The following is a 20872-nucleotide window of genomic DNA, read 5'->3' as shown; positions in this document are numbered from 1 at the left end:
TAGATCCAGCGGGTTAGGCGCGAGCGAGTTCGTGGGCGAGAGCGTCGAGTTCCGCTCCCCCGGCCATGAGCTTGGTCATCTCTTCGATCGTGATCTCGCTCTTCTTGAAACCGCCGAGGCTGGTTCCACGCTTCAGCAGCAGAAACCGGTCGCCGAGCGGGTAGGCGTGGTGCGGGTTGTGCGTAATGAAGACCACGCCGAGGCCGCGATCGCGGGCCTGAGCGATGTATTTCAGCACGACACCGGCCTGCTTGACTCCCAGAGCAGAGGTCGGCTCGTCGAGGATGACAACCTTCGCGCCGAAATACACGGCTCGGGCGATGGCCACCGACTGGCGTTCACCGCCCGACAGGGTGCCGATCGGCTGGTCGACATCGCGCAGGTCGATGCCCATCTTGGCGAGTTCTTCCTTGGTGATCCGGCGCATCCCCTTGACGTCCAGCTGGCTGAACGGGCCGAACCCGCGCGTCAATTCGGAGCCGAGAAAGAAGTTGCGCCAGACCGGCATCAGCGGAACCACGGCGAGGTCCTGATACACCGTGGCGATACCCAGGTCCAGTGCCTCGCGCGGGCTGCCGAAGGTGCGCTCGACACCGTAGGCGAGAAGCTTGCCGTGGGTGTGCGCGTGCGCCCCGGAGAGAATCTTGATGAAGGTCGACTTGCCGGCACCGTTGTCCCCCAGCACACAGAGGACCTCACCTGCTCCAACCGAGGCCGATACTCCCTGCAGCGCCAGAATCGAACCATACGTCTTGCCGATATCCCGAACCTCAAGAATGGGCGGGGCAGCGGATGTGTCTCCCGGCGTCATGAGCGAACTCCTGCCTGGCGGCGTACATAAAGGTTGACGAGCACGGCCAGCAACAGCATGCCACCGAGGAATGCTTTGAGCCAGTTGTTATCCCACTGGGCGAAGACGATGCCCTGCAGGGTCATGCCGTAGATGAGAGCGCCGAGCGCCGCACCGATGGCCGATCCGTAGCCGCCGGTCAGCAGGCATCCGCCGACCACAGCGCAGATGATGTAGATGAATTCCTGGCCGATTCCGGTCGTGGCCTGCACCGTCGAGACATCGAACAGCTGGAGCATTCCGACGAGCCAGCCCGCACCGGCGGTGGTCATAAACAGGCCCATTTTGACCTTCATGACAGGCACGCCCACCTGGCGTGAGCTTTCGATCTGGCCACCGACCGCGAAGATCCAGTTTCCGGAGCGAGTACGCAGCAGAATCCAGGTGGCGAAAGCGGTTATCGCGATCCACCAGACGATGGAGATCTTCACGTCCATGCCGAACAATGCGAACGAGGAGCCGAAGAACACCTTGACAGCATCGAAGCCGGGCACGTCGCTCATGCCCTGAATAGACACCGTGCCGGTGATGATCTTGGTGACCGCGAGGTTCACTCCCTGCAGAATGAAGAAGGTGGCGAGGGTGACGATGAAGCTCGGCAGCCCGGTCTTCATCACCACGAAGGCGTTCGCCGCGCCGAGGGCCAGGGCCATCGCCAGGGCAATCACGAGGGCGAGCCAGATAGTGACGCCCCACTCGGTTGTGACGATTCCAACGATCAGTCCGGTCGTACCGACCATGGCGCCGGCGGAGAGGTCGAACTCCCCGCCGATCATGAGCAGGGCAACCGCGACGGCCATGATGCCGAACAGCGATGCCGAGTAGAGCCAGGTGGCCACGCCGGCAGGCGTCAGAAACGCCTGCGTCGAGACCGAGAAGAAGATAAAGATGGCGAGGGCGGCCACTGCTGCGCCGACCTCGGGTCGGCGCAGCAGCGTGATGATGAGACCGGCTGGCTTGAGCCTTTCATCGATCATCCGTTCATCAGTCACCGCGGGTGCGGTACGGGTCATCGCGTTCCATTCTTCGCGAACTTCGCGACCTCGGCTGCGTTGTCTTTCGTGACGAAGCCGGGGCCGGAGTAGACCGGCAGACCGCCGCCGACAACATCGCCGTTGCGAGCCTGCAGGGTGAGGAAGGTCACCGGGAGGTAGCCCTGGGAGTAGGGCTGCTGGTCGACGGCGAACAGGATCTTGTCGTCGAGTATCAACTGGGTGACGTCGGAAGACACGTCAAAGGTCGCCAGTTGCGCCGTGCTGGCGGCTTCCTCGATGGCCTGGCTGGCCGCGACGGCGATGCCCGGGTTCAGGGTGAGCACGCCATCGATGGACGAGTCGGCCAGAAGGCTGCTCTTGATGGTGTTCTGAGCGTCCGCGATGTTCGCGACGTCAACCTGAACGTTGGTGACCGTGCCGCCGAGGGTGTCAGCTGCTCCATCGCAGCGTTCTTCCAGCCCGGTGTTGCCGGCCTCGTGAATGACGCAGATGACGTTGCTGACACCAGCTTCGGCGAGCTGCTCGCCCGCGCCCTGGCCGGCGATGAACTCACTCTGACCGATGTGGGTCTGGGCACCGAATTCCTTGGACTGATCAAGGCCGGAGTTGATGGTGATCACCGGGATGCCAGCGGCGACCGCCTTTTCAACCGCATTCCGAACGCCGTCGGGGTTGGCCATCGAGACGATGAGGCCATCCGGATTCGTGGCGATGGCTGCAGCGATCAGCTGGCTCTGCTTCACCGGGTCGCCATCGCCCTGGTACGTGACGGTCACCCCGAGGTCGGTGCCGGCCTGCTCCGCGCCGCTCTTGACGACGTCCCAGAAGGTGTCGCCCGGTGTTCCGTGCGTGACGACGGCGATGACAATCTCCGCGGATGCGGCGGTCGTCGTGTCTGCCGAATTGGCCGTGCATCCTGCCAGCGCCAGGGGAATGACGATGAGCGCGGCGAGCCAGTTTCTGTTCTTCTTCATGTCTGCAACCTTCGTTGCATCAATTGTCGCCTGTCCAGCGTGAAATCGACGTACGCGATCCAAATCGCAGTCACGCGCCCGATTCGCTCCCGACCTTCTCATCTTGTCCAAAAGTGATCTCGCCAAGACCTGGATCGAGCCTGTCGAGACTTCGATTAGCAAAAGTCAGGCGCCCAGCGGACGGAAGGTACAAAAAAGCCCCCGGAACCAAGGGTTCCGGGGGCATCTGTTGCGGGGGCAGGATTTGAACCTACGACCTCTGGGTTATGAGCCCAGCGAGCTACCGAACTGCTCCACCCCGCGCTACAAGTACAAATTTAGCACACCCTGAAAGCTCGGTCGACCACTTGTGGTGATATTTCCAGTTGGGCGCCGAAAATGGGTTCCTCTACTGGCATCAAACACCATCAAGCAGGACAGCCGCAAGTGATCGCCATTCTCCGCACCAACAGGTGTTCAGGTATGGACAGATGCTCTAACCCGGTGTGGTCGGAATCGATTCACGGGAAGATCCGCGGCCTTCCACCTTGCCACTGCACGCCACGGGTCCGCAGCGTTCCCAGTGCACCACTTCCGGGCGTCTCAGCGCTCCCGGCCTCGCCGCATCTCAGAGACGCTCTATTCCAGGCCCAGCGGTGACTGGGTCCACTGTCCGATCCTCGGCCCGGTATCGCGGCTCACCCGAAGTGTGGCGTGGAATGCATTACTCCGCAGTGTTGGCCATATGAACAAACAGTGTAAAAGTTTCACTTATATATTCGATTTACTATCAACTTGACCAACCGCCTCAGATGATGACCGCCAGTGAACTCCCGCTCATTCAAAGGTGAATCACGTAGAACTACGGATCGGACCACTGGAGTTTGAAATTTCTCCGTACAAATAAAAAATGAGTTGCTCTCGCTTTTGTGTTCGATGCGGAGTAGAATCATTGCGAAGGAGGCAATGGCGCCCATGTTCATGGAAAACACCGGTGAGGCCAGTTCGAATGCTGTCATTGTGGCGGTCGGGCAGGCTCGGGAGATTCTCCTGAAAGCGTTGAGTTCGGTGTCGTTCGGGTCGCTGGGTGATGAAGAATCCTTGAGCATATTGCTCGCCCTCGAGAGCGTCGGCCGGGTTGTTGATGGTGCCCGGGTGCTGTCCACGACGGATGTGCTGCGCCGCTCCGAATACCTTGATGCGTCCGTTGCTAAGACTGCTACGGCAAAGACGGCCGATCAGACCGAGATAGAAGCGGCTGGCGCGGTGTCTCTGGCACGTCGGCTCGGCTGCCGAAGCGGCCTCGTGCTGGTGTCCACCCTGGCGCGGTTGTCCCGCAGTGAGGTGCGGCAGCGCGCGTCGCTCGGCAAGAATGCCGGCGAGCGGATGCTGCTCGGCCGGCCCCTCGCACCGACCTACCCCGTGGTGGGTGAGGCGTTGCAGGGCGGGGAGCTCGGAGTGGAGCAAGCCCGCGTCATCGTATCCGTGCTCGACGGCCTGCGTGCCTCGGTGCTGGTGGATGACCTCGACCGCGTCGAGCGCTCCCTGGTAGCGAGCGGGTCCGGCGCCATTACCCCGGAGACCGAGGGGCTGCCCGGTGCCGGTATCGCATTTGCGCCGGAGTTACTCCGGCAGCAGGGCATCGCGTGGCAGGCGCGCCTCGCGCCCGACGGGTGCGCTCCGGGTGAGGCCACGGCGGAACAGCGCAGCTGGTTCGCCTTCGGTGGACTGAATAACGGCGGCTACAGCCTGAACGGCTGGCTGACCACCCTCGACCGCGCCATCATCAGCACCGTCTTCGACGCCTACCTCTCCTCCGCTGCCGTAAACCCCGTTCCCGGCGCGATTCCCCGAGCCACGGTCGCCTTCCACGAGACCGAACCGTGCGAACTATCCGATGCGGACAGCACGCACAACGATGAAACCGACGGCATCACGGACAGCGACGGTAATGACAGCAAAGCAAGCACCAGCACTGATAGCAGCGCCAGTGACGTCCTCACGATTTGCGCCAACGATGACCGTAGCGCGCAGGCCTCGAACGATGTCCCGGTCGAGCACTGCGAAAGCGGCGAGCAGACCGGGGGCCAGCACGGGCAGGCCGACGACGAGAACGGCCCGATCGGCCATGCCCAGGGCTACGACCAGGGCTACGACGAGCGGACCGGAGCAAACGCGGGCCAGGCCCTCAGCCCCTGCCCGCAGGAACCCGCCGATACCCGCTCGATCAGTGAGAAGCAGGCCGGGATCCTCCGCGCGGTGTTCGAAGCGGCCGCCCGGCAGCCGGGCACCCCAACGATGGGCGGCGCGGCACCGACGGTACTCGTGCACATCACTATCAACGACCTCCTCGCCGGCCGCGGCGCCGGCTGGATCGACGGCATCGACGGACCCCTCACCGTGAAACAAGTCGATGAGCTGCTCTGCGCCGGCGGGTATCAGCCCGTGCTGTTCGGCCACCAGGGTCAGGTTTTGCACCTCGGCGACAGCAACCGGTTCTTCACCGCCAGTCAGCGCCGCGCATTAGCCGCCCGCGACGGCGGCTGCGTCATCCCCGGCTGCACCGTGCCACCGCAGCTAACCCAAGCGCACCACGTCGTGCCCTGGCGCTAGGGCGGCCTCACCAACATCGACAACGGCGTACTGATCTGTAACGCCGGGCATGCGAGCATCGAGACCTCCGGCTGGGACATTGACATGAGAGACGGCCGCCCCTGGGTTCGCGGACCCCTCATCTTCGACCCCACTCACACCTGGCGCCCCGCCGGACAAAACCGTGCCGCCACCCCGGCCGAGAAACCACACTGGGAAAAGTAGGCCCGCGCGGTCGCGTGCGCGGCCAACGGGATGGCTGGGCTGAGCAGACAGCCAGCGCAGGGCTATGGCGGCCTCGACCCGGTTGTCGAGCTTGTCGAGAGACGACCGACGGAATGGTGGCGTTGTCGAGATTGGTAAGTTTCGTGACTGTGGCGGTTTCGGCAGCCTCGGAGAGTGGAAGGGCGCCGTTGTCGAGACCGGCCGAATCTTCGGCTTCTCACATCGCTCGCTCACGTCTGGCGGGCGCACTCTGCCCTCCAATACCACAGGCCGCAAGCCCCCACCCGAGAGAGTGAAGGCTTGCGGCCTGTGTGGTGCGGTCTGGCTACTCGCCGAGCAGGGCCAGCATGCTCGCGATCGTGTCTTCGAGCTTCGCGTCGGCGGTGCCATAGTCGGCGAAGTTACCGTCGGCGAGTGCGGCCGCCTTTTCTGCCAGCGCCGTCTTGGCGACGGCGAGCAGCGACTTGAGCTCGGCATTCGTTGTGGCATCGCCGGTCGACCCGGTCGGTACGTCGGTGCTGCCGCCGGTCGAACCGTCGGTGCTCGGGTCGGTGGAGCCACCGTTGTTCGTGGTGGCATCTTCGGGCACGTCGGTATCACCAGCGGTGGCACCAGAGTCACCGCCGAACAGCACATCGAGGGCGCCGTCGAGGGTGTCCTCGAACGCGATCTGGTCACCGAAAGCCACAAGCACCTTCTGCAGCAGCGGATAGCTGGTCTCGCCCGTGGACTGCACGTAAACCGGCTGCACGTAGAGCAGTCCGCCACCAACTGGAAGGGTCAGCAGGTTACCGTTCAGCACGGTCGACGAGCCCTGACGCAGCAGGTTGAGCTCGGTCGACACTGTCGGGTCGGCGTTGAACACGTTCTGCACCTGACCGGGGCCAGGTACCGTACCGTCCTTGGGCAGGTTGAGCAGCCTCAGCTGGCCATAGCCATCCGCTCTGACGCCGTCTACCGATCCAGCGTCTGCGTCTACAGCGAGGTAACCGTAGAGTACGTTACGGCTGGATTCACCCGTCGCTTCCGGCTGGAAAGTGGAGTACAGCGAGAACGACGGCTGGTCCGAGCCGGGTACCTGCATGGTGAGGTAGTACGGCGGCTGCAGCGTCGGGTTGGTCGCCGGCGAGTCAGGGTCGTTGGGCGAGATCCAGGCGTCGTCCTTCGAGTAGAACGAACCGGGGTCGGTCACGTGGTACTGACCAAGAATGGAACGCTGCACCTTGAACAGATCGGCCGGGTAGCGCACGTGGCTCATCAGGTCGCCACTCATCTCGCTCATCGGCTTGAGCGACGACGGGAAGATCTTCTGCCAGGTCTGCAGCAGCGGCTCTTCGTCGTCCCAGGCGTAGAGGGTGACCTCGCCGCTGTAGGCGTCGACGGTGGCCTTGACCGAGTTGCGCATGTAGTTGATGCTGTCCAGCGCATACGGCTGGGCCGGTGTCTGCGTGTCGGCGATGGCCTCACTGAGGCTCACCGGGGTGGAATAGGGGTAATCCGCCGAGGTGGTGTAGCCGTCAACGATCCACATAACCCGACCGTCAACGACCGAGGGGTAGGCGTCGGAGTCGAGCGTCAGGTACGGCGCGACCTTCTGCACGCGGGTGACCGGGTCACGGTCGTAGAGAATCTCCGACTTGTCGTTGACCGAGGCGGCGAGGAAGATCTGCTCCGACTGGAATTTCAGCGCGTAGATCAGCTTTTTGAACGCATTGTCCAGTGTCGGTCCACCGTCTCCGGAGAACGTCGTGTAGGTCTGGCCAGCGCCCTCTTCACCCGACGGATAGTCGAGCTCGATCGGGTTGGCGCCCTCTTCGTCACCGACGATGGAGTATTCGGGCGAGGTCTCACCAAAGTAGATGCGCGGTTCGAACTCGCCGAGCGCACCGCTGGTGGGAATGCCGGATTCCAGGAACACCGGCTGGCCGTCGACCGAGCGCTGGTTGCCGTATGCGGCGACCATGCCATAGCCGTGGGTATAAACGGTCTTGGAGTTGACCCAGGTGTTACCGGTGTTCAAGCCGTCGATATTCAGGTCACGCACGGCGACGACGGTGTCCTGCGAAGTACCGTCGATCACGTAGCGGTCAACGTCGAGGTTGTCCGGGAACTGGTAGTACTGGCGGAACTGCTCGAGCTGGCCGAAGGAGTCACTCACCAGGGCCGGGTCAAGAATACGAATGTTGGCAGTGGTCGCGGCGTCGGCGCGCAGCGCTCCCGGCTCGGCGGTGGTCTTCGCGTCGTACGCAATTTCCTCGATGTCCGCGACGCCGTAGGCATCCCGGGTGAGGTCGATATTGCGTTCGATATATTCGGCCTCGAGTGCCTTCGCGCTCGGCTCCACCTGGAAGCGCTCCACGACCCACGGGTACAGCGAACCGATGAGCAGGCTCGACACGATGAGCAGCGCGGTGCCGATGACCGGCAGACGCCAGCGGCCGATGATGGCCGTCAGGATGAAGAGCAGGGCGACGACGGCGGCAATGCCGGCAAGGATCGCGCGGCCAGGGATGGTCGCGTTGACGTCGGTGTAGCCGGCACCGGTGATCAGGGCGTTGTTGTTGGTCAGGGTGGAGTACTGGTCGAACCAGATACTCACGGCCTGCAGCAGCAGATAGAGGGCTGCGGTGATGGCGATCTGCACGCGCGCGGCCTTGGAGATGAGCACTTCACGCCCGGACACCCGAATGGATCCGTACAGGTAGCTGGTCGCGACCGAGACGAGCGCCGAAATCAGCACAACAGCGGATGCGAAGGCGAGCACGGCCTGATAGAACGGCAGGTCCATCAGATAGAAGGAGATGTCGAAGTTGAACTGCGGGTCAACCCGCCCGGTTTCGGTGCGGTTGAGCCACATGAGCACGGTCTGCCAGCGGGTGGCAGCGGCCACACCGGCAAACAGCCCGAGGAGGGCCGGGATGCCATACATCGCGAGGCGACGCAGCGGCTCGATGACCTGCTGGTAGCGATCAAGCTGCGAGTTGAGCTTCGCGTAGACCGGGCGCAGACGGTAGGCCAGCTGAATACTCACCCCGACCGGAACGGCCATCGTGACGAAGCCGATCAAAAACAGCACGGTGCCGGCGATCCATTGGGTGGTCAGAACGTTGACGAACCCCAGCTGGTCGAACCACAGCACATCGGTATACAGTCCGGCGAAGATAAAGAACAGGATCACCAACCCTGCGATAATGGCTGCGGTAATTGCTAGCGGGGCTCGGCTGCGCCGTGGGACGTTGTCGGCTGATGATGAAGTCACGAATTGGCCTCTTGCGCTCAGTTATTAGATACAGGGTGATCATTTGCTACAGGATCAGGGTCTGTCACCATCATACTTTGGCGGCCCTGAGAGAGTCATCACTACTGCTCGTTCGCCACGGGTCAACTGGCCGGGCAGCTCGGCAGGTCGCTCGTGTCGGCACCGGTCTTGATCGCGTCGAGCGCGTCGAGCGCTTCGTCGAGGGTGGCGACTGAGAACACGGTCAGGCCGTCGGGGATATTTCCGGTTACCTCGCCGCAATTCTCGGCGGGGGCGAGAAACCAGGTCGCGCCGCTCTCGAGCGCGCCATAGAGCTTCTGCTGGATGCCGCCGATCGGGCCGATCGCGCCGGATTGGTCGATGGTTCCGGTGCCGGCCACGTTCTCGCCGCCCTGCAGCTCGCCGGGAGTGAGCTTGTCGATGATTCCGAGGGCAAACATCATGCCGGCGCTCGGGCCGCCGACCTTGTCGAGCTGGATCTGCACCTCGAACGGAAATTCGTAGGCGACCGACACGTTGACACCGGCCACGATCGTGCCGTTGTTGTCGATCGGGGTGACCTCGACGGTCCGGGCAAGGCCGCCCCGCACGATGTCAACGCTCGCCGCGGTCTCGGCACCGTTGTCCTGCAAAGCCGCGCGCAGTTCGGCGACATTGGCCACCGCGGTACCGTTCACGGCGGTCACTTCATCGTCGGGTTCGATCACGCCCGCGGCCGGAGAACCGTCGGGCAGGCTCACCACCGACACCATCGTGGGGTAGTCGTAGCCGAGGTGGGTGAGGGCGGCGGCGATGGCATCCTGTTGGGAATTAATCATGTCGGCGCTGCTGCGAGCGTCGCGCTGCTCGGTGCTGACATTGTCGGGAAAAACCTGGTCAATGGGGAGGACGGCCTCGCTCGGGTCGAGCCAGGCACCGGCCACGGCGAGCCAGCTCGGTCGGTCTTCCCGGTTACCGAAGAGCGACACGGTGAGCAGATCGAGGGTGCCGCCGGTCGGGTAGACGGTCTCGTCGGGGATGGTGATGAGAGCGGTTTCGACGTCGTCGTAGGTGGCGGTGCCGAGGGTGTTGAACACCGGACCCGGCTTCTCGATGACGTAGGGCGCCGGCATAATGCCGAGAATCACTCCGGCGACGAGGGCGATCAGCAGTGCCGTCCAACCGAGGGACGGGCCAGAGCGTCCGGCACGTCGAGGTGCCGGTGCATTGGTGAAGAGCGCCATCGTGGTCCTTTGAGTGTTGATTCGTGCCAGGTTGCGGGTCGTGTTCGCGACGGGCGCACAGCAAGCCGTTCAGCCTAGGATATTTCCCAGCCCCGAGCGGGCTACTCGCACTAGCGTAGAAGTATGCGACTGAGAGGGGCCTGAAGTGGCCGACGACTCCCTACCCCCGAACGATCAGAACCCGAACAATCAGAATCCCGGCGAACCCAGCGACGAGTTTCGTGACATGCTGCGCGACATTCTGAGCGGCAAGAGCGGCATCGACCCGAGCCAGCTCGCCGGCGCTGCCGGTCTGCCCAACGACCCGGCCAGCGTCGCCGCGCTCATGCAGCAGCTGCAGGGCGCCATGAACTCCCAAGGCACCGGCGTCGACTGGAAGATCGCCCTCACCCAGGGTGAACAGCGAGCAGCCACCGGTCAGCTCAGCGCGACCGATGAACAGCAGACCCAGCTGCGCCAGGCCTTTCACATTGCGGCCCTCTGGCTCGATGACGTCATTACCGTGGCCGAACTCACCGTCGAACCGCGCCTGATGACCCGCCGCGAATGGGTCACCGTGACCATGCCGCTCTGGACCCAGCTCGCCGAACCCGTCGCCACGAGCATCTCCGACTCCCTCACCCGGGTCTTCGCCGAACAGGTTCCCGAAGAGATGCAGGGCATGGTCGCCAACGCGAGCCAGCTCGTGCGCAGCATCGGCGGCACCCTGTTCGCCATGCAACTCGGCCAGGTCGTCGGCCAGCTGGCGAGCGAGGTCGTCAGCGGCGGCGATGTCGGCATTCCGCTGCTCGGTGAGCAGCAGGCCGCCCTGCTCCCCCAGAACGTTGCCGACTTCGGAGCCGGCATCGACGTTCCGGCCGACCAGGTGCAGATCTACCTCGCCGTGCGCGAGATCGCCCACGCGCGACTGTTCCGCCACGCCCGCTGGCTGCGCCTGCACCTGACCAGCGCGGTCACCGCCTATGCACGCGGCATCAGCATCGACTCCAGCCGTCTCGAAGACCTGGCCGGAAGTTTCGACCCGTCCAACCCCGAAGACCTGCGCCAGGCGATGGTCGACGGTTCCCTCATTCAGCAGAAGTCCGAGTCGCAGCTTGCTGCTCTGTCCCGCCTAGAAACGATGCTCGCCCTGGTCGAGGGCTGGGTCGACGTCGTCACCGCTCGTGCCACGATTCGACTTCCCAAAGCGGATGCCATCGCCGAGACGGTCAAACGCCGCCGGGCCTCAGGCGGTCCGGCGGAGTCCGCTTTCGCGACCCTGGTCGGTCTCGAACTGCGTCCGCGCCGGCTGCGGGAGGCCGCAGCGATGTGGCAGGCCGTGACGGATGCCGTTGGCAATGAGGCGCGCGACGCGCTCTGGTCGCACCCCGACCTGTTGCCCACTTCGGAAGACATCGACGATCCCCAGCCGCTGATCATTCGGCTGACCAGCGCAGCCCGAGGGGGGCCCGAGGTGCTCGACGACGTCGACCAGGCTCTCGAAGACCTGCTGCGGGACGACGGAGCCGAGCGCCCGCACGAGGAGTAGCGGCGCGCAACGTTGCCGCAACCTGTGCCGATCTACCGTCGTTCAACGGACGAAATGTCCCAAACGAAGGAGTTTGGCAATGACGATAACCGAGACCACCACCGGCGCGACGGACGAGTTCAAGGCGCGCTACGAATCCACCCGGCTGCCAACGACCATGCACGCGGCCGTCGTGCACGAGTTCGGCCAGGGCCTCACCATTGACGAAGTGCCCGTTCCGACCCCCGGCCCCGGCCAGGCCCTGGTCAAACTGATCAGCAGCGGAGTTTGCCACACCGATCTGCACGCTGTGGAAGGCGACTGGCCGGTTAAGCCGAGCCCACCGTTCATTCCGGGCCATGAAGGGGTCGGCGAAGTCGTCGCCCTCGGTGACGGCGTCAAGGACCTCGACATCGGCGACCTGGTCGGTAACGCCTGGCTCTGGAGCGCCTGCGGCAGTTGCCAGTATTGCCGCACCGGCTGGGAAACCCTGTGCGAAGCGCAGCAGAACGGCGGCTACAGCGTGGACGGTTCGTTCGGGCAGTACATGCTCGTCGACGCCCGCTTCGCCGTGCGCATTCCCCACGGCGCCGACCCGATCGAGATCGCCCCGGTGCTGTGCGCTGGCGTCACCGTCTACAAGGGCCTCAAGATGACCGAGGCCCGCCCGGGCCAGTGGGTCGTCATCTCCGGCATCGGCGGCCTCGGCCACATCGCCGTGCAGTATGCCAAGGCGATGGGGCTGCGCGTCGCGGCCGTTGATATCGCCGACGACAAGCTCGCCCTGGCCCGCAAGCATGGCGCCGAGCTCGTAATCAATGCGCTGGACGAAGACCCGGTCGCCGCCATTCAAAAAGCCACCGGTGGTGTGCACGGCGTGCTCGTGACCGCTGTGCATCCGGCCGCATTCGGCCAGGCCATCGGCATGACCCGCCGTGGCGGCACCATCGTCTTCAACGGTCTGCCGCCGGGAGACTTCCCCGCCCCGATCTTCGACATCGTGCTCAAGGGCCTCACCATTCGCGGCTCCATCGTGGGCACCCGCCAGGACATGGAGGAAGCCCTGCAGTTCTACGCGCGCGGCCAGATCCACCCCACGGTCTCTGAGCGCCGCATCGACGAGGTCAACGAGGTGCTCGACGAGATGAAGCACGGCAAGATCGACGGTCGCGTCGTCATCCGCTACTGAAGACACCTGACGGTGCGGGCCGCGTGACCACCGAATCCCAATATTCGGTGGAAGCGGGCCCGCACCCGTCTGTGGATAACTTTTACGCGCGACCGCCAGACGCGTCATCATGTCGGCATGGCCCTCAGACTGAATCCGCGGTATCCGCTGGTGTGGCGCACACCGAATTGCGTGCAGCTCGGCATCGACCAAGCCATTGTCACGATCGGCGGGTTGACGCCCGCTCATGAGGCTGTGCTGTCCGCGCTTTCTGCGGGGGTGCATCGATCGGGCGCGATGCTGCTCGGAACGGCCGCCGGGGCATCCGCTGTCGAAGTGACGCACCTGCTCGACCTGCTCGAACCGGCACTGTTGTACGTGCCAGACGATGCGCCGGCACCGGTAACCCCGCTGCCCCGCACCGTGCTGGTTGACGGCCACGGACCGACCGCGACCCGGCTGCGCGCGCTGCTGGCCAACCTCGGAATCGAGGAGCCGGCTCCGGGAGACGACCCCGAGCTGGCCGTGTTGATCGGCCAGTACGTCTTCGCGCCTGAACGGCACGGGCATTGGCTGCGCCGCGACATTCCGCACCTGCCGGTGGTCTTCAGCGACAGCGCCGCGCGGGTGGGTCCGCTCGTCGAACCTGGCCGCGGACCCTGCCTGACCTGTCTGGAGCTCGCCCACGTCGACACGGATCCGTCCTGGCCCGCCATGGCCTGTCAGCTCGTGCTGCGCGAGGCCCCAAGCGAAACTCCACGGCTGAGCTTCGAGCTCGCCGCCCGGGTGGCCGGACTCGTTCAGGATCGCCTGGAACTAGGCCGATCCGTGTTGTTCACCCGGTCACTGCGCCTGGACGCGCGGGGCGGTGCGGTCACGGGCTCCGTACACCGGCTGCACGAGCGGTGCGGCTGCCAAGCTCTTCCAGAAAACGCGAGCGTTCGCGAGCTGCCCGCGCCTGTGCCCCAGAGGATGACCAGCTCAGCGCGAGTCGCTTCCGGGCGCGGGTGATGCCGACGTAGAGCAGCCGGCGTTCCTCGTCGATCTGCTCGAACGTGCTCGCATAGCTGATCGGAACCAGGCCCTCGCTCAGGCCGACCACGTACACCGCGTCCCACTCAAGGCCCTTGGCGGAGTGCATCGTGGCGAGCGTCACGGCCGACACCGTCGGTTCGTGCTGGCCGGCCTGACGTTCCATCAGCTCGTCGGTGAACTGTCGGAACGTGGTTCCGGCAGCGGCCTGGTCGACCAGGCCCATCAGTGCGTTGAGCGATTCCCACCGCGCCTGCACGGCGCCGCGGGTCTCCGGGGCGGTCTGGCTCCAGCCCAGCGACCGCAGCACGTCACTGACCGATTTGAACAGTGGTTCCCCAATGATTGAAACGGATGCCGCCCGCAGGCTCATCACCGCCTGCTTCACCTCTGGGAGGTCGAAGAACCGTTTGGCACCGCGAATCTGGTAGCTCACCCCCACCTCGGTCAGAGCCGTTTCGAGCAGCGCGGCCTGCACGTTGACTCGGAACAAGATGGCCACGTCTTCGGGTTTGGTACCAGCCGAGATGAGCTGCAGAATCTGCTCGGCCACGCCGCGGGCCTCGGCCATGTCCGAGGCGTAGCCGCGCACCGTTGGGTCGGGGCCGCTATCGGTCTGGGCAGCCTGCAGGGTCAGGGCGCCGGACCGGCCACGCATCAGCTGGTTCGCGGTGGCGACGATCGGCGCGGTCGAGCGATAGTTCTGTTCGAGCCGCACCACGGTGGCGTCTTCGTAGTGCTTCGGAAAGTCCAGCAGGTAGTCGCTGCGAGCACCGGCGAAGGAGTAAATGGTCTGGCTCGCGTCGCCGACGACGCAGAGATCGCGGCGGTCGCCAAGCCAGAGGGCGAGCAGGTCGTGTTGCAGCGGCGAAACGTCCTGGTATTCGTCGACGACGAAGAACCGGTACTGCTCGCGCACCTGCAGGGCCACGGAGGGTTCGGCCTCGATCATGCCGGCCATGGCGAGCAGGACGTCTTCGAAGTCGATCTGCTTGCGATCGTCTTTGAGCTTCTCGTAAGTCTGCTGCAGGGCGACGACCTGGTCGACGTCGAGTCGGCCCGGCAGGCTGCGGCGGGCTATGCCGGCCGCGTACTGCTCGATGCTCAGGCCGCTGGTTTTGCGCCATTCCACCTCGGCGGCGAGGTCGCGCAGCGTGGCGGTGTCGAGTTTGAGGTGCAGAGCCTCGGCGGCGTGCCCGAGAATGCGGCCCTTGCCGTCGAGGATGCGCGGCGCCTGCCCGCCGACGACGTGCGGCCAGAAGTAGTTCAGCTGGGACAGCGCTGCGGCGTGAAAGGTGCGCGCAGCCACTCCCCCGGCGCCGAGCTGACGCAGGCGCCCGCGCAGTTCGGCGGCCGAACGGCTCGTGAAGGTGAGCGCCATGACCCGGTTGGGGGCGTAGGCGCCGGTCAGCACGCCGAGCGCGATGCGGTGGGTAATGGCGCGCGTCTTGCCGGTTCCGGCGCCGGCGAGCATGCAGACCGGGCCGATCAGCGCTTCGGCGGCAATGCGCTGCTGTTCATCGAGGCCTTGGAGCAGCGAGTCGGCGGTGGCCGTCACGGACGAATCAATTCCGTCGCGGCGGGCAACGGCGCGCCGAGCCAACGCTCGATCATGGCGTGCGCGATGGAGGACGGGCCGGGCAGCAGCATCCACTCACCGGCATCGAGCAGGTCTTTTCGGCTGAACCAGCGCAGCGCGAGAATCTCGGCGCCGTCGGGCAGCAGCTCATGGGCCGCCTGGTCGTGGGCGAGGCGCGCGGTGAAGCCACACATGACCGAGGCCGGGAAGGGCCACGGCTGGGAGCCGACGTAGACCGGATCGGTCACGCGCAGACCGGATTCTTCGAACATTTCGCGGATCACGGCCGTTTCGAGGGCCTCGCCGGGCTCGACGAATCCGGCCAGGAGCGAGTACCGGTTGTTCTCCCACATGGCATTGGAGCCGAGCAGAATGCGGTCGTCGGCGTCGGTGATGAGCACGATGACGGCCGGGTCGGTGCGCGGAAAGACCTGGCTGTTGTCGACCGGGCAGCGGCGTACCCAGCCACCTTCCTCGACCAGGGTGGCGGCGCCGCAACGCGGGCAGTGGCCGTGCGAAGCGTGCCAGTTGAGCACGCCGAGGGCCTCGGTGAACAGGCCGGCGTCACGGTCATCGAGCACGGTCGCAACGGTGCGCAGGCCCACCCAGCGACTCTCGTCGGGCTCCAGCCGGACTGCAGCGTCATCATCGAGCTGCACGGCAACGATGCGGGTACCGGCAGTCTCGGGCAGGTCGGCGGGCAGGGACCGGCCGAGGTAGACCCGCAGGCCGGCATTGTGCAGACTCGTGGGCGGCAGCAGGGCGAGGTGCACACCGATGCTGGCCGGGTCGATGCTGGCCGGTTCGGTGCTGGCCGGGTCGATGCTGGCCGGGTCGATGCTGGCCGGGTCGATGCTGGCCGGGTCGATGCTGGCCGGGTCGGTGCTGGCAGCATCGTGCGGCGCGAGCAGAATTTTGCCGTGCCAGACGGGCAGAACGCGGGTGGCGGCATCCGCCCAGAGCTGGTCGAACAGGTCCGGCAGGCCGCGGGTGAGGTGGTCACGGTCGACCGCCTGGCGAGACAGCGGCAACCGCGTCGTGAAAGTGAACGACATGGTATATCTCCGAGCTCTGCAAGAACGTGGGTGGAGGCGTGGCGAATAACCGCCAGACCGCAAGTCGATCTAACCTAGTAGGCATGGCCAGAACTCAACTCACTCTAGCCGCGTTAGCCACCTCCGCTGTTCCGGGGCTCGACGTGGCCTACGCCCGCAAGCACAGTGCCGGCGCGCACGGACTCTTCGACTCGGCGCTCGTCATCGACAAGGCCGGTCGGGCGCTCATTATTCGCGTTCCCACCAGCCAGTCGGCCGAAACCGAGCAGTCCGCGGACCTCGTGGCGCTGCGCGCGCTCACCACTGGCAATCGCAGCCGGCTGCCGTTCGACGTGCCCGAGTATGTCGGCCAGACGCCGATTCAGGGCACCCGTGCTGTGGTCTATGAGCTGCTGGCTGGTGACAGTTTTGATGCGGATGCCCTCACCGGGCATGAGGGCGTCGCCGGGTCGATCGGCCGCGCGATCGCCGCCATCCACTCGTTGCCGAGCGCCTTCATCGGCACCGCCGGGCTGCCGCAGCAGAGCGCCGAACAGTGCCGCAAGGACGCCATCGACCTGATCGATCGAGCGGCGGGCACCGGCTACCTGCCCGCCGCGTTGCTGCGCCGCTGGGAGCAGGCCACCGACGACGAGGCCCTGTGGCAGTTCGCGCCGGCCGTGGTGCACGGGTCGATGTCAGCCGATTCCATTCTGATCACCGACGACGCCGTGTCGGGGATTCTCGGCTGGTCCGGGCTGGCCGTCGGCGACCCGGCGCGCGACCTGCACTGGCTGCTCGCCGCGCGCGGTGACGCCGCCGAACTGGCCATCGACGCCTATTCCAGCGCCCGCCAGGGCAGCGACACGCACATCACCCAGCGCGCCATGCTCTATGCCGAGCTGGAACTGGCCCGCTGGCTGCTGCACGGCTCCAGCAGCCACGACCAGTCCATCGTCGATGACGCCGTCGCCATGCTCGACGGCCTGGTCGACACGGTGCACAGCCACACCCAGCAGCCGCTCTCCCCCGAAACCGGCCCGATCATGAGCGTCGGCGACGTGGAGAATATGCTCGACCACATGCCGCGCGCCGCCCGCGATTACGACCAGCACGCGGCGATGCACACCGACAGCTACAACTTTTCGGGACTAACCGTCGATTCTGATTCTGATTCTGATTCTGATTCTGATTCTGACGATTCCAGCACCGGGGCCATCGCCCCGGACCAGGCCGCCAAAAGGTCAGCCTCCGAGTAGAGCCGCTCGGGGGCGACGACGGTGTCGTCGGCGACGAAGTAGAAGACGGCGTCGACGATGCTCGGATCGATCCCCTTCCAGCGGGCGTAGGCGAGCCGGTACAGCGCAAGCTGAGTCTGCTTGAGTTCCAGGTCTGCAGCGCTCTTGGGTGCCCGCCCGGTTTTCCAGTCGACGACCTGGTAGCCGGTTTCGGTGCGGTAGACGGCGTCGAGCTTGCAGACGAAAACCTGCCCGGCGAGCACATGGTGAATTTCAATCTCCACGTCGACGGGTTTGCGCTCGGCCCATTCGGAGCGTTCGAAGGTGGCCTGGAGAACCGCGAACTGCTCTTGCTCCGGCACGTCAAGCTGCTCGAGTGTGCCGGTGCCCTGGTCTTCGTCTGCCAGATCGAGGTCAAACAGGCTGGCATCGACGCGGTCGGTGCCGGTGGCTCCTCCCGCCCGACGCTCGACCCAGGAATGGAACAGCGTGCCGAGCCGAGTGGCCCGGTACGGACGCTGCGGCATCGGGCGGCGCAGCTCCGCCGCGACACCGGCTGGATCGTCGACGTAGTCCTTGAACCGGGAGGCCGGGATGCGGGTGGGCACCGGGGCACCCTCGCCGCCGGTAAGGCGCAGGGCTCGCTCCGTAAGCAGCAGGGTGACGGCGTGCGACCAGCGAGTGGGGACATCCGCTTCGCTCGCGCTCACCCTCGCTGCGGCAGCCTCGACCAGCGCCCGTCTGCCGCCGAGCGGGTCGAACGGCCACAGTTCGGTGCCGCTGGACGCCGAGGCGGGTTTCTCAGACTCGGCGGGCGCGTCGGGGATCTTCGCGATCAGCCCGGCCAGGGCGAGTTCCGTGAGGTAACGGCTGGGTTTGCGAGCGGTGACTCCGGGGCCCCAGAATGAGCCGGTCAGCAGCAGCTCGCGCTTGGCGCGGGTGGTCGCGACGTAGATGAGGCGGCGCTCCTCGTCGTCGTGCCGGTCGGCCAGCTCGGCCTTGTAGGCCTGAAACGCCAGGTCGAAGTCGAACTGGGTGTCGTGGCCGACGATGTCGAGATCGGGCAGCTCGGACCGGTCGCCGCGGAACACATAGGGCAGTTCGCCGAACCGCAGCCATCCGCTCGTATCGCGAGAGGCGGCGGGCAGGCTCTTCTCGGTCAGGTTGGGAATGGCGACGAAATCCCATTCGAGGCCCTTGGCACCGTGAACGGTCAGCAGCTGCACGGTGCCCTGCTCCGACAGTTCAGCGCGCGGGCCGAGATCGTCCTGCAGTTCGGCCCGTTTGAGCCAGCGCAGAAAGCTCGCCAGTGTGCCCTGCTCGTCGCTGTCGAGAAAGGCCGAGACAGTGTCGTGGAAGGAATACAGGTTGGCCAGGCCGAGGTCGTTGGCCTCGTTCGCGATCAGCTCGACGTCGAGCCGAAATTCCTGCTCAATCAGGCGTACAAAGTCGAGCAGAGGCAGGCCTGCTCGGGAGCGCAGCCAGGCCAGCTGACGGCCGGCCGACTGCACCCGGGCCCGGCCGAGGTCGCTGAACCCGGCGAGCTGGCCGTGCGAGTCGGGCGCTGACCCGAGAAAGTCGAGAGCATCCACGAGTGAGCTGCCCTCATCGCCGGCGACGGATGCCCGCAGCTTGCCGCGCAGATCGGCCGAGATCGCTTTCTGGGCCCAGTCATGCCCGGCCAGCCAGCGCGCCACGTCGGCGAGCGCCTGCAGGTCGCGCGCACCAACCCGGTAGCGGGCACCGCTGAGCAGACGCACGAGTTCGCTGCCGGCGGCGGGATCGTGCACCACGCGCAGCACGCTCACAACGTCGGCGACCTCGGGGGTGGAGAGCAACCCACCGAGTCCGAGCACGTGGGCACGCACGCCGTGCGCCCGTAGTACCTCGGCGAAGTATTCCATCTCGCGGCGGGCCCGAAACAGCATCGCGCCGCTGTGTTCGCCGACCAGACGGGTGGCGAACCAGTCGGCGATGGCTCCGGCCTCCTCAGCGATGGTTTCAGCCATGAGCGCGTCGACCGCGCCGGGCCGGGTGCCGGCGGGAACCTTGAGCGTTTCGACCTGGATTCCGCCCGGTTTTGCGCGAAGCGCGGCGCTCAGCGGGGCGACGAGGGCGTTGGCAGCGTCGAGGACGAGCGCCGGATTGCGCCAGGTGAAGGACAACGACATAGTCGGGGCTGCTGCTGCTGGGCTGAAGTCTCCGGTGTTGAAGTCTCGGCCGAAGCCGAGCAGGTTTGCACTGCTGGCGCCGCGCCATCCGTAGATGGATTGGTGGGGATCACCAACCGCCATCACCGGATGGTTGCGAAACAGGGTGTGCAGCAGCTCGGTTTGCAGGACCGACGTGTCCTGGTATTCGTCGAGGAGGACCACGCGGTACTGGTCCCGATAGCGGTCGACGACGGCGTCGACTTTTTGGCAGACCTGCAGTGCCAGGGCTACTTGATCGGAGAACTCGATGAGTCCTAGGCGACGCTTCTCGCTGCTGTAGCGAGCGGCCAGCTCGGCCAGCACTGGAAGCGGGGCGACCGCGGCCAGGGAGTCAGTGACCGACCCGTACGGGGTCTTCTTGCGCGGATTACCGTAGGGCAAATCGGGCAGGTAGCCGAAACTGTCGACCAGTGCCCTGAGGTCGTGGGGAGCTCCGGGCTGACCAAGGTGAACGGCCGGCGGATTCTCGGCCAGGGCACGGCTGAGCTGCAGCACGGCATCGGTGACGAGGTCGAGGCTTTTGCCGAAGGGCACGAGCCGCCCGTCGCCGAAGTCGATGACGACGCGACGGGCCAGGAGCCAGGCGCTGGTTTCGCTCAGCAGCACCGACTCGGGTTCGCGGCCGAGCAACAGGGCGTTGTCGGTGAACAGGCGGCTGGCGAAGGAGTTGTAGGTGGACACGCTCGGGGTGTTGAATAAGTCGGACGACTCGGCGGCCGTGCCATGGGCGGAGTCGGGGTCGGCGGCGAGCGGCATGAGGCCGGCCGTTTCGAGATCGCTGATGCGTTTGTTGATGCGCTCGCTGAGCTCGCCGGCGGCTTTGCGGGTGAAGGTGAGTCCGAGAATCTGGTCGGGACGGGCGTGGCCGTTGGCGAGCAGCCAGAGTACCCGGTTGGCCATGGTCTCGGTCTTGCCGCTGCCGGCTCCGGCGACGACGAGGGTCGGCGTGAGCGGCGCTTCGATGACCGCCTGCTGCTCGATAGTCGGCGCAAACATGTTGAGCG

Annotated in this window: 11 protein-coding genes, 1 tRNA gene and 1 pseudogene; 4 read left to right on the top strand and 9 right to left on the bottom strand. The window is 65.5% G+C overall.

The genetic code is table 11. The annotated features are described in order from the left end of the window. Window positions 1-13: 13 nt before the first annotated feature. From E3T43_RS14605 to E3T43_RS14590, 4 genes are all read right to left on the bottom strand, one after another. On the bottom strand, window positions 14-811 hold the full coding sequence (locus E3T43_RS14605; protein ID WP_134442656.1) for an ATP-binding cassette domain-containing protein: 798 nt from the start codon (window positions 809-811) through the stop codon (window positions 14-16). Then, window positions 808-1863 carry an ABC transporter permease gene (locus E3T43_RS14600; RefSeq protein WP_198414374.1) on the bottom strand — a complete coding sequence of 352 codons (1056 nt, stop codon included), beginning with the start codon at window positions 1861-1863 and terminating at the stop codon, window positions 808-810. The genes E3T43_RS14605 and E3T43_RS14600 overlap by 4 nt, the downstream gene beginning before the upstream one ends. Continuing rightward, window positions 1860-2819, bottom strand: coding sequence for a sugar ABC transporter substrate-binding protein (locus E3T43_RS14595; RefSeq protein ID WP_134472960.1), 960 nt, complete (start codon window positions 2817-2819; stop codon window positions 1860-1862). The genes E3T43_RS14600 and E3T43_RS14595 overlap by 4 nt, the downstream gene beginning before the upstream one ends. Before the next feature lie 229 nt (window positions 2820-3048). After that, window positions 3049-3122: transfer RNA gene (locus E3T43_RS14590), tRNA-Met, on the bottom strand. 642 nt (window positions 3123-3764) lie between these two features. Between E3T43_RS14590 and E3T43_RS14585 the strand changes: the two genes are divergently transcribed. Further along, window positions 3765-5411 carry an HNH endonuclease signature motif containing protein gene (locus E3T43_RS14585; protein WP_166791340.1) on the top strand — a complete coding sequence of 549 codons (1647 nt, stop codon included), beginning with the start codon at window positions 3765-3767 and terminating at the stop codon, window positions 5409-5411. Between the two features lie 529 nt (window positions 5412-5940). Here E3T43_RS14585 and E3T43_RS14580 read toward each other — a convergent pair. After that, entirely contained in the window at window positions 5941-8874 is a 2934-nt protein-coding gene (locus E3T43_RS14580) for a UPF0182 family protein (RefSeq protein ID WP_174844353.1), read from the bottom strand. 122 nt (window positions 8875-8996) lie between these two features. Then, complete coding sequence (locus E3T43_RS14575; protein WP_134472958.1) at window positions 8997-10097, bottom strand: PDZ domain-containing protein; 1101 nt, start codon at window positions 10095-10097, stop codon at window positions 8997-8999. Between the two features lie 226 nt (window positions 10098-10323). Here E3T43_RS14575 and E3T43_RS14570 point away from each other — a divergent pair, with 226 nt between their 5' ends. Both E3T43_RS14570 and adhP read left to right on the top strand, forming a co-directional pair. Further along, window positions 10324-11625, top strand: a complete 1302-nt coding sequence (locus E3T43_RS14570; protein ID WP_134441325.1) for a zinc-dependent metalloprotease — start codon at window positions 10324-10326, stop codon at window positions 11623-11625. 157 nt (window positions 11626-11782) lie between these two features. Next, window positions 11783-12793, top strand: a complete 1011-nt coding sequence (adhP, locus tag E3T43_RS14565) for an alcohol dehydrogenase AdhP (protein ID WP_134472992.1) — start codon at window positions 11783-11785, stop codon at window positions 12791-12793. An 853-nt stretch (window positions 12794-13646) separates the two neighbouring features. Here the strand turns inward: adhP and E3T43_RS14560 are convergent. Next, a complete protein-coding gene (locus E3T43_RS14560) occupies window positions 13647-15362 on the bottom strand; it encodes an ATP-dependent helicase (RefSeq protein ID WP_134472957.1) in 1716 nt (571 codons plus the stop codon). Continuing rightward, window positions 15359-16438, bottom strand: a complete 1080-nt coding sequence (nudC, locus tag E3T43_RS14555) for an NAD(+) diphosphatase (protein WP_134472956.1) — start codon at window positions 16436-16438, stop codon at window positions 15359-15361. The genes E3T43_RS14560 and nudC overlap by 4 nt, the downstream gene beginning before the upstream one ends. 83 nt (window positions 16439-16521) lie before the next feature. Here nudC and E3T43_RS19320 point away from each other — a divergent pair, with 83 nt between their 5' ends. Next, the gene (locus tag E3T43_RS19320; RefSeq protein WP_134472955.1) at window positions 16522-17676 is read left to right on the top strand and encodes a phosphotransferase; all 1155 of its coding nucleotides are present in this window, start codon (window positions 16522-16524) and stop codon (window positions 17674-17676) included. Window positions 17677-17726: 50 nt separating this feature from the next. On the opposite strand, the pseudogene E3T43_RS14545 reads toward E3T43_RS19320, so the two are convergent. Beyond that, window positions 17727-20864, bottom strand: a pseudogene (locus E3T43_RS14545) (UvrD-helicase domain-containing protein); the annotation flags it as partial. Window positions 20865-20872 lie beyond the last annotated feature (8 nt).

The organism is Cryobacterium sp. Hh7, assembly GCF_004403155.1.
In the GTDB taxonomy this organism is placed as follows: Bacteria; Actinomycetota; Actinomycetes; order Actinomycetales; family Microbacteriaceae; genus Cryobacterium; species Cryobacterium levicorallinum.
The sequence above is the reverse complement of the archived record's forward strand: the minus strand, read 5'-3'. Positions and strand labels throughout refer to the sequence as shown.

Excerpts from the sequence above, each read along its gene's own strand:
- nudC (WP_134472956.1), bottom strand. The coding sequence starts at position 16,438 with ATGTCGTTCACTTTCACGACGCGGTTGCCGCTGTCTCGCCAGGCGGTC.
- E3T43_RS14600 (WP_198414374.1), bottom strand. The coding sequence starts at position 1,863 with ATGACCCGTACCGCACCCGCGGTGACTGATGAACGGATGATCGATGAA.
- E3T43_RS14575 (WP_134472958.1), bottom strand. The coding sequence starts at position 10,097 with ATGGCGCTCTTCACCAATGCACCGGCACCTCGACGTGCCGGACGCTCT.
- E3T43_RS14570 (WP_134441325.1), top strand. The coding sequence starts at position 10,324 with ATGCTGCGCGACATTCTGAGCGGCAAGAGCGGCATCGACCCGAGCCAG.
- adhP (WP_134472992.1), top strand. The coding sequence starts at position 11,783 with ATGCACGCGGCCGTCGTGCACGAGTTCGGCCAGGGCCTCACCATTGAC.
- E3T43_RS19320 (WP_134472955.1), top strand. The coding sequence starts at position 16,522 with ATGGCCAGAACTCAACTCACTCTAGCCGCGTTAGCCACCTCCGCTGTT.
- E3T43_RS14585 (WP_166791340.1), top strand. The coding sequence starts at position 3,765 with ATGGCGCCCATGTTCATGGAAAACACCGGTGAGGCCAGTTCGAATGCT.
- E3T43_RS14595 (WP_134472960.1), bottom strand. The coding sequence starts at position 2,819 with ATGAAGAAGAACAGAAACTGGCTCGCCGCGCTCATCGTCATTCCCCTG.
- E3T43_RS14605 (WP_134442656.1), bottom strand. The coding sequence starts at position 811 with ATGACGCCGGGAGACACATCCGCTGCCCCGCCCATTCTTGAGGTTCGG.